Source organism: Burkholderia sp. LFS061 (genome assembly GCF_047978125.1).
In the GTDB taxonomy this organism is placed as follows: Bacteria; Pseudomonadota; Gammaproteobacteria; order Burkholderiales; family Burkholderiaceae; genus Burkholderia; species Burkholderia pyrrocinia_C.
On sequence record NZ_JBFPFS010000159.1, the window covers coordinates 1 to 353 of the forward strand.

Below are 353 nucleotides of genomic sequence, written 5' to 3' on the forward strand. Positions count from 1 at the left end.
CTAAGTCTTCCCAGTGGTACTGCGACAGCCATTCGTACCGCACGGTCCGGTTGAATCGTTCGACATACGCATTCTGCTGCGGCTTGCCCGGTTGGATGTAGTCGAGCCTGATGCCGTACTGTCGGGCCCATTCGATGATTGCCGCGCTCAGGTACTCGGGCCCGTTATCGCACCGAATCGCTTTTGGCCTGCCGCGCCAACCGATGATCTGTCGCAGCGCACGGATCACGCGTTCGGACGGCAATGAGAAGTCGATCTCGATGCCGAGTGCCTCGCGGTTGAAGTCGTCGATCACGTTGAACAGCCGGATGCTGCGTCCGTCGGACAGCTGATCGTGCATGAAGTCCATCGAC

1 protein-coding gene is annotated in these 353 nt (G+C 59.5%); it reads right to left on the bottom strand.

The window, feature by feature from the left end; all coding sequences use genetic code 11:
- Nucleotides 1–353: DDE-type integrase/transposase/recombinase (locus tag ACNQQL_RS36145; RefSeq protein ID WP_347069755.1), on the bottom strand; the 353-nt coding region annotated here is incomplete at both ends.